We start from the raw sequence: 7,017 nt of genomic DNA, 5'->3' as shown, positions 1-7,017 counted from the left end.
CCTAAACCCGCCATTGCAGAAAACCGCTGTTGTGCGATGTTTTTTAATTTTCCTCAAAACCTAATCTTTCGATATTGTCGATTTTCCAAATTTTATTTTCTTCTGATAATGTAATTTGAAGTTTATAGTCATAGCCAAAATTAGCTGTTAACTTAGCCGTTTTATTTAAAATTTGAACATTTTCAACTTTTAAATCTCGGATTAACTCTTCCATTACAAAATCTTGTGATTTCATTACAATGTCATGATCGAAACCTGAAGGAGGGCCATCATTTTCAGGATATGCAATTAAGTTTTTTTCACATTCTTTAAAATACCTTCTTTGATTTTCAATATATCTTTCTGAGAACAAACCACTTTTTCTAAATTCAGATAAGTATTTTTCAGTATTTTCAAAATTCACAGAGTAAAATTTTGTAGAGTCTATAATTTCATTGTATGAATTATTTACTAATTCAAACTCGTGTAGTTTTTTCTCGTTTTTTCCGTACCACGTTATGAATTCTGTTATTTGTTTTTTTAAGTCTTCATTTTGGTTATTTTCGGTTTTAATAACGCCAATATTTTCAGAAATTTTATTTTCTGATTTTTTGTTTTCTTCGCACGATAAAACAAATATTGAAATTAGCATTACTACAAATAGTTTATTTTTCATTTTAGTTTACGTTTAGTTTGGGTAAAATATCGCACAACGTCCCGCCGGCTTTGTGGAGGTGGGGATTTTTGTTCCCAAACCTTTCCATTAAGACTGAAGTCAAATATATAAAATAACCTTTAAATTTTGCCTTAAAACCCCACTTTCACAAAACCGCTGTTAGCCGACGTACTTACTTTTTCTTCCAATAATGTTTTCTGTCTCCATAGACAGCTAATCCTACTAAAACGATTCCACCAATTATCATAAAATACCCAGCAATTCCCTCGCGAGATTGATAATCATCTTTGTTGAGTATTATTTCGTTATTTTTTTCGATTTGGAATGTAGCAATATTAGCTTTGTTCGTGCTATTTGATTTTCTAAAGTATACTTTTATAATATCACCAACACTTAAACTCTGATTTAGTTTTTCATAATCTTTTTTTGGATTATAAGTGGCTAAGATTTGATTTAGTCCTTCAAGTTTTACAAAAAAAACATCGGATCTGATTTCGCCTTTTCCACTAACATTTGAACTATTACTTGTGATACCTTTCTCAATAATCTTCCCTGTAAAAACATCTAGTTGGTTAAGATTTAATTTTGATGTTTCAATAGCTAAAACGCCGGCAAATATGCAACCGATAGCTAAGATTAATGCGAAGAAATAATTTCCAATTCTCTTTATTATTGTAGGTATTCTCATTTTAGGTATTCTCATTTTTTGGTTAGTATGACGGCTAACGTCCCGCCGGCTTTGTGTCAGGCGGGGATTTTTATTACTAATGTTTACAAATATACCGAAAAGACTGAAAGAAAAAAGTTGAAAAATAGGAGAGAAGTGCAAACACTGACCATTACCGATAAACACCCAAACCCCCGCTTGCACAAAACCGCTGTTAGCAGCTGGCATTTCTCTTTAATCATAAACATTCTCGTTAACATCTCCGTAACGAATTTCACAAATTCTATTTGTCTCGTTGTCTATATGAATAAATAATTTTGCTTTGTTATAAACCAAAACTCTTGATTCAACAACATAGCCTGTAGCCCACATAATTCCTTCAGTTAATTCTTTATCCGCTTTTCCTAAATTATGTTCAACTTCTTCTTTTGTTATTGAAGTAATTTTTTCAATGGATTTGTCTCTTAGCTTAAAATATTTAATTATTTCGTTTGATATTTCAAGAGATATTCCATCAATAAGATGGACAAAGCCATCCACATTTTTTAGTTTATCAAATTTGTTTTTTAAACTCAATCTTTCTGTTTCGGGTGAAATATAAATTTCTTGAATCTTTTTGAAGTCTATTTTTTCGTATTTATCATATAGTTTTAAATTATCAACTTTAAAAGTGTTGGAGTCAAAACCGTCGTCAAATAAATTTTCAAATAGATCTCTATGGTCGTTCATTTTGCGGATTGTTTTTGATGCTTGCTGCTAACGTCCCGCCGGCTTTGTGGCAGGCGGGGATTTTTATTACTGATGTTTACAAATATACCTAAAAGTCTGAAAGAAAAAATTTCAAAGAATGAAGGAAGTGCAAACACTGACCATTACCGATAAACACCCAAAACCCCGCTTGCACAAAACCGCTGTTAGTGGCTGCTGCAATTTATGGCAATATGATTTTACCAAAAGCAACTAGCCATAAGTAATAACCGCTAATACCACCAACAATCCCTGATATTAAAAATGTGAATAATTGTTTTCGAGGAATAAATTTATAGACAATAATTGCTAAAATTATTGCCGCCAGAATTGCTGTTAGGCTTAAAGTTGTTCCAGTTTTGAGATTAAAAAAGTAATCCAACTTTGATTCATCACTTCTAGTAGAAAAATGGCCTCTTTTTAATAAGCCTGTTAATCCCATAAAGAGATTAGCAAGTTGTCTTAACCAAAACAAAGAAATAAATATTATTACCCATTGGTTTAAATTTAATCTATCGCTTTTTTCAAATGATTTTCTATTTACGATTAAAAAAGTAAATCCAATTGTTCCCGTAATAATTGTCTCTAAAGGACCGCCAAGAGTTATCCAAAAAGAATCATTCTCAACAAATTCTTTGCTATTGGAGTAACTTGTTGAAGCATAATTTATAGATGCGTCATATCCTAATGTTTCAGCGATTAAATAATGACCAAATTCATGCGATAATGTTCCGATTATAGTTGAAGCTATAAATCCAAAAGCAAGATAAATTAAAAGTTTTATATTGATGGTCATTCCTTTTAAGTTGCGTTTTTCAGCAGTTGCCACTAACGTCCCGCCGGCTTTAAGAAGTGGCGGATGATTTGTAACTGATGTTTACAAATATACCGAAAAGATTGAAAGAAAAAGCCTCACTTCGGAGAAGAAAAATATTCACTGTCCATTACCGATAAATCCCTAAACCCGCCATTTCTTAAAACCGCTGTTAGCCGTAGTATTTAATTTTCCATTTATTTTTTAGAATTCACCTCATTAATTGCCATTTGAATATTTTCTTTGCTTAGAGGTATTCGAAATACTATCATTGAAGTATTTTCAAAATCGGAATCGTTTTTAATGCAAGAATTTACTTTTTCAAAAATAAATTTATGTAATCCATCCCAAACTGTAATTTCTTTTTTATTTACTCCACTATATGAGTTTTCGGGTAAAATCAGGTAGTAAGTAATTTTTTCAATTTTTTTATCTTTAATGTCTATCGACGATTGTATTAATGCATCAAGGTTAGAAAAACCTTTTTGAACCAACTCTAATTTTGAGGTTGCAAAGTCATATGTTTCAAGTTGGATTTGTTTGATGTTACATTTATTACTTTGCGCGAAAATTGTGTTGCTTAGTAAAAGTAATATAGGAATAATTAAGTTTTTTTTCATTTGATTATTTTTAGGTTTACGTTTACGTTTTTCGAATATTACGGCTAACGTTTTGCGGCTTGGCGAAGGTGGCGATTTAACCACAAATGTTCATACGAAGCACACACTTCAAATTTACGAAAAACTGTCATACGAAGCACTGAACCGCCACTTTTGCCAAACCGCTGTTAGTGGCTGGGCTTCTTTGTTTTCCGTCTGTCAGCAACATTTTTTGTCCTGCTGAATTGGTGGACAAGCAACACTTCCGTAGCTACAATAAACACAGCAGTCGCCTTGTTTTGGTTTTAGAACTTGTTTGCATTTTTCACATTCGTAAAAATATTGGCAAGCGTCTGTCGGCATTGTTTCTTCTTTCTTATGTCCGCAGTTGGGGCAAGTTATTGTTGATTGTAATTTGATTTCCATTTTAATTTTCTTTTTTGTCGGTTACAGAATATCCTGTTGAGTTTATTGCTTTTTCGATTTCAGAAATATTTGTTTTTGAGTTGTCAAATTCTATGATTGCATTTCCATTTTCATATGAAGCGTTTGAACTTATTATTCCTGTCAATTTATTTACTTCGTGATTTACGTGTTCTTCGCAACTCGCACAAGTCATTCCGCTAATCGTAAATTTTACTTTTTGAATATTGGATTTGTCCACTACTATGATTTGCTTTTCTTTCTTTGGGTAGAAAATGCTTGAATAGTATGGAAAGGCAAGCATAACGATTGCAAATGCTGTTACAATTCCTAAAAACATTTTTGACTGAATGAATTTTGGTTTTTCTTCTGTCTCACAGTTGCAGTCAATTTGCTTTTTAGGTTTCAACTTTTGATACCAAGCAAAACCAAGAACCAAAATTGTCAAACCGATAAAATACGGTCTGAAAGGTTCGAGCCAAGAAAAAGTAGAAGCAAGTCCGCTTGTTCCTGCAATGAGAGCCAAGACAGGTGTAATGCAACACAATGAAGCTGCAATTGCTGTTAAAAGTCCTGCTCCGATTAGTTTGTTGTCTGTTTTCATAATGTTTCTAATATTTTGTTTTCGTCAAGTATTTTGAAAAACGGTTTCAGCATTTTTTCATACTCTTTTGTCAACGAGTAAAAAATGGTTTGTGCTTCTCGTTCGGTTTCAATAAGTTTTCTGTCTTTGAGTTTTCTCAAGTGTTGTGAAACTGCTGAAATTGTCATACCGAGAATGTCGCTTATATCACAAACACAAAGTCGTTTTTCTTCATAGAGCAGAAATAGAATTTTCAGTCTTACGTTGTTTCCTGCCAATTCAAGTCCGTTCGATAAATAGTCAAACGAGCCGTTGAGTTCTGAAACTCGGTCTTTACAGCGGTTTATTTGTTTAATGTCCGCTTGTTGTCTTATACAAGAATTGTTGTCCATAGCACAAAGGTAGTCAATTTGTTTATTTAAGCAACTGCTAAAATATAAAATGTCAAAAAGAACCCGATTTTGTCTGACGGGTTGTGTCGTCATAGCCTTGCCACTAACGTCCCGCCGGCTTTGTGGCAGGTGGGGATTTTTGTTACTGATGTTTACAAATATACCTAAAAGTTTGAAAGAAAAAGTTGAAAAAAAGGAGGAAGTGCAAACACTGGCCATTACAGATACACAACCAAACCCCACTTGCACAAAACCGCTGTTAACGGCTGCCGTCTTTGAGTTCCTATATTTCTTTTTGCAGTTAGGAGTATTACATCCGCAGTCAGAAGTTTTACATCCGCAGTCAGAAGTTTTACATCCGCAGTCATGAGTTTTACATCCGCAGTCATGAGTTTTACATCCGCAGTCAGGAGTTTTACATCCGCAGTCATGAGTTTTACATCCGCAGTCATGAGTTTTACATCCGTAGTTAGGAGTTTTAGATCTGCAGTCAGGAGTTTTAACTTGCAGTAAGGAGTTTTCCAGGTGCGGTTAGGAACTTTTTGGCTATTTAATTGTTTGCGACTGCTGTTTACCGTCGCGTCTCGTCGGTTGCCGTTAACGTCCCGCCGGCTTTGTGGAGTTGGGGATTTTTGTTCCCAAACCATTCCATTAGAACTGAAGTCAAATATATAAAATTACCATTAAATTTTGCCTAAAACCCCAATTTCACAAAACCGCTGTTAGCGGTAGTTTTTATAGCATTTTCAAAGGAAATAGCTTGATAAATATTATTATAAAGATAATTGAGTAATACAATTGATTAAAAATAAGTAAGAATTTGCCATTAGGTAATATTAAAAATTTGGTTTTGAATAGATGAGAATGTAACCTTAATTGGAATATTAAGATTAAAATAATAATTGATGACCAAATTATTTGTTTAATTAGTTCTGGTGGAGTAAATCCATGTATTATTATGCCAAATGATTGTAAACAGTTAATGAATACAAGTAATGAACCAAATAATATTAAATGTGACTTTATAGAGGTTGAAAAGATAATTTTGATTTTTTTAAATAAAACAAAATAGAAAATATTTAGCACAAAACTTAATAGTCCAAATTTGATTATGAATATTGATAATCCAATTATAAAATCTATATGTTTTCCACCTAATTCCAATTCAAAGTTTAGTTTTGTAAAATTACCGCTAACGTCCCGCCGGCTTTCTGTCAGTGGCGGTTTTTTATTACTGACGTTTACAAATATACCGAAAAGTAGTAAGGAAAAAACTTCTGTTTAAAGAAGAAATGCAAACACTAGCCATCCCAAATAAATCCCTAAACCCGCCATTGCAGAAAACCGCTGTTGTAGGCAGTTTATTTTTTCACGTATTTTATTATCAGCTTTAATTTTTCTGCATCATCTTTATAAGTTTCTATTTGTCCAACATTTTGCAAAGTGAAACCTAACAATGTTCCATTTGATTCTGTAACTCTGTTTTCTTTCTTTTCTTTAATATTATTGTAAATATAAATTGGTGTTTGCAAAATTCCCCCTGGAATTCCCCACCAACCTAATAAAGCTGTTGAAGCTATAGATTCTTCATTTTTTTTATCTAAACAATCTGGGCAGGCAATTATAGGTTCTTTTCTAAAACTTGAGAAGACAATAAAACTTTTAACAGTATGCATTATTGTACCATTAAGTTTCGCAGTTTTACTTCCGCATAATGGACAAGGTAAACTTCTCAATTTTTGAGACAATTCGTTTATTTCTTCCAATGAATATTCTTTGTTTTGAGCTTTGGCACCTTCAAGAATATTTGGATTTAAATTTCTTTTTTTTATTTCATTTTCTATAATTTCTAAAACACCAGGTTTTAAACCTCTTGCATTTTGAGTTGCAATATGTATTATATCTGAATCACTTTTCTTTGAATAAAATTCTGCAATATCTTTTAAGTCGAAACCGTTTGACATATAATTTGTTTTTATTTTTTTGAGTATTCTTTTTCGAGTTTCAGTTTGGCTAAATTGCCTACAACGTCCCGCCGGCTTTGTGTCAGGCGGGGATTTTTATTACTGATGCTTACAAATATACCGAAAAGATTGAAAGAAAAAGCCTCACTTCGAAGAAGAAAGTGCAAACACTG

10 protein-coding genes are annotated in these 7,017 nt (G+C 32.6%); all 10 read right to left on the bottom strand.

The window, feature by feature from the left end; genetic code table 11:
* Positions 1–43 precede the first annotated feature (43 nt).
* The 10 genes from FEDK69T_RS14520 to FEDK69T_RS14480 all read right to left on the bottom strand — a co-directional run bounded on the left by FEDK69T_RS14520 (position 44) and on the right by FEDK69T_RS14480 (position 6,844).
* Positions 44–655 carry a DUF3828 domain-containing protein gene (locus FEDK69T_RS14520; protein WP_117612555.1) on the bottom strand — a complete coding sequence of 204 codons (612 nt, stop codon included), beginning with the start codon at positions 653–655 and terminating at the stop codon, positions 44–46.
* A 172-nt stretch (positions 656–827) separates the two neighbouring features.
* Positions 828–1,550 (bottom strand): hypothetical protein, encoded by a 723-nt coding sequence (locus FEDK69T_RS14515; protein ID WP_023574941.1) that lies wholly within the window; start codon positions 1,548–1,550, stop codon positions 828–830.
* A gap of 6 nt (positions 1,551–1,556) precedes the next feature.
* Positions 1,557–2,051 (bottom strand): hypothetical protein, encoded by a 495-nt coding sequence (locus FEDK69T_RS14510; protein WP_023574940.1) that lies wholly within the window; start codon positions 2,049–2,051, stop codon positions 1,557–1,559.
* 202 nt (positions 2,052–2,253) lie between these two features.
* Positions 2,254–2,898 (bottom strand): hypothetical protein, encoded by a 645-nt coding sequence (locus FEDK69T_RS14505; protein ID WP_035630389.1) that lies wholly within the window; start codon positions 2,896–2,898, stop codon positions 2,254–2,256.
* A 182-nt stretch (positions 2,899–3,080) separates the two neighbouring features.
* Positions 3,081–3,503: a hypothetical protein gene (locus FEDK69T_RS14500; protein WP_023574937.1), complete on the bottom strand. Its 423-nt coding sequence runs from the start codon at positions 3,501–3,503 to the stop codon at positions 3,081–3,083.
* A gap of 198 nt (positions 3,504–3,701) precedes the next feature.
* Positions 3,702–3,908 (bottom strand): GDCCVxC domain-containing (seleno)protein, encoded by a 207-nt coding sequence (locus FEDK69T_RS16130; protein ID WP_069796431.1) that lies wholly within the window; start codon positions 3,906–3,908, stop codon positions 3,702–3,704.
* A 1-nt stretch (position 3,909) separates the two neighbouring features.
* Entirely contained in the window at positions 3,910–4,509 is a 600-nt protein-coding gene (gene merTP, locus FEDK69T_RS14495) for a mercuric transport protein MerTP (protein WP_035630394.1), read from the bottom strand.
* The gene (locus tag FEDK69T_RS14490) at positions 4,506–4,880 is read right to left on the bottom strand and encodes an ArsR/SmtB family transcription factor (protein WP_026728957.1); all 375 of its coding nucleotides are present in this window, start codon (positions 4,878–4,880) and stop codon (positions 4,506–4,508) included. The genes merTP and FEDK69T_RS14490 overlap by 4 nt, the downstream gene beginning before the upstream one ends.
* A 218-nt stretch (positions 4,881–5,098) precedes the next feature.
* On the bottom strand, positions 5,099–5,527 hold the full coding sequence (locus FEDK69T_RS14485) for a hypothetical protein (protein ID WP_035656435.1): 429 nt from the start codon (positions 5,525–5,527) through the stop codon (positions 5,099–5,101).
* A gap of 714 nt (positions 5,528–6,241) precedes the next feature.
* Entirely contained in the window at positions 6,242–6,844 is a 603-nt protein-coding gene (locus FEDK69T_RS14480; protein WP_023574933.1) for a hypothetical protein, read from the bottom strand.
* Positions 6,845–7,017 lie beyond the last annotated feature (173 nt).

Origin of the sequence: Flavobacterium enshiense DK69, from assembly GCF_000498495.1 — a bacterium.
Lineage (GTDB): Bacteria > Bacteroidota > Bacteroidia > Flavobacteriales > Flavobacteriaceae > Flavobacterium > Flavobacterium enshiense.
The sequence above is the reverse complement of the archived record's forward strand: the minus strand, read 5'-3'. Positions and strand labels throughout refer to the sequence as shown.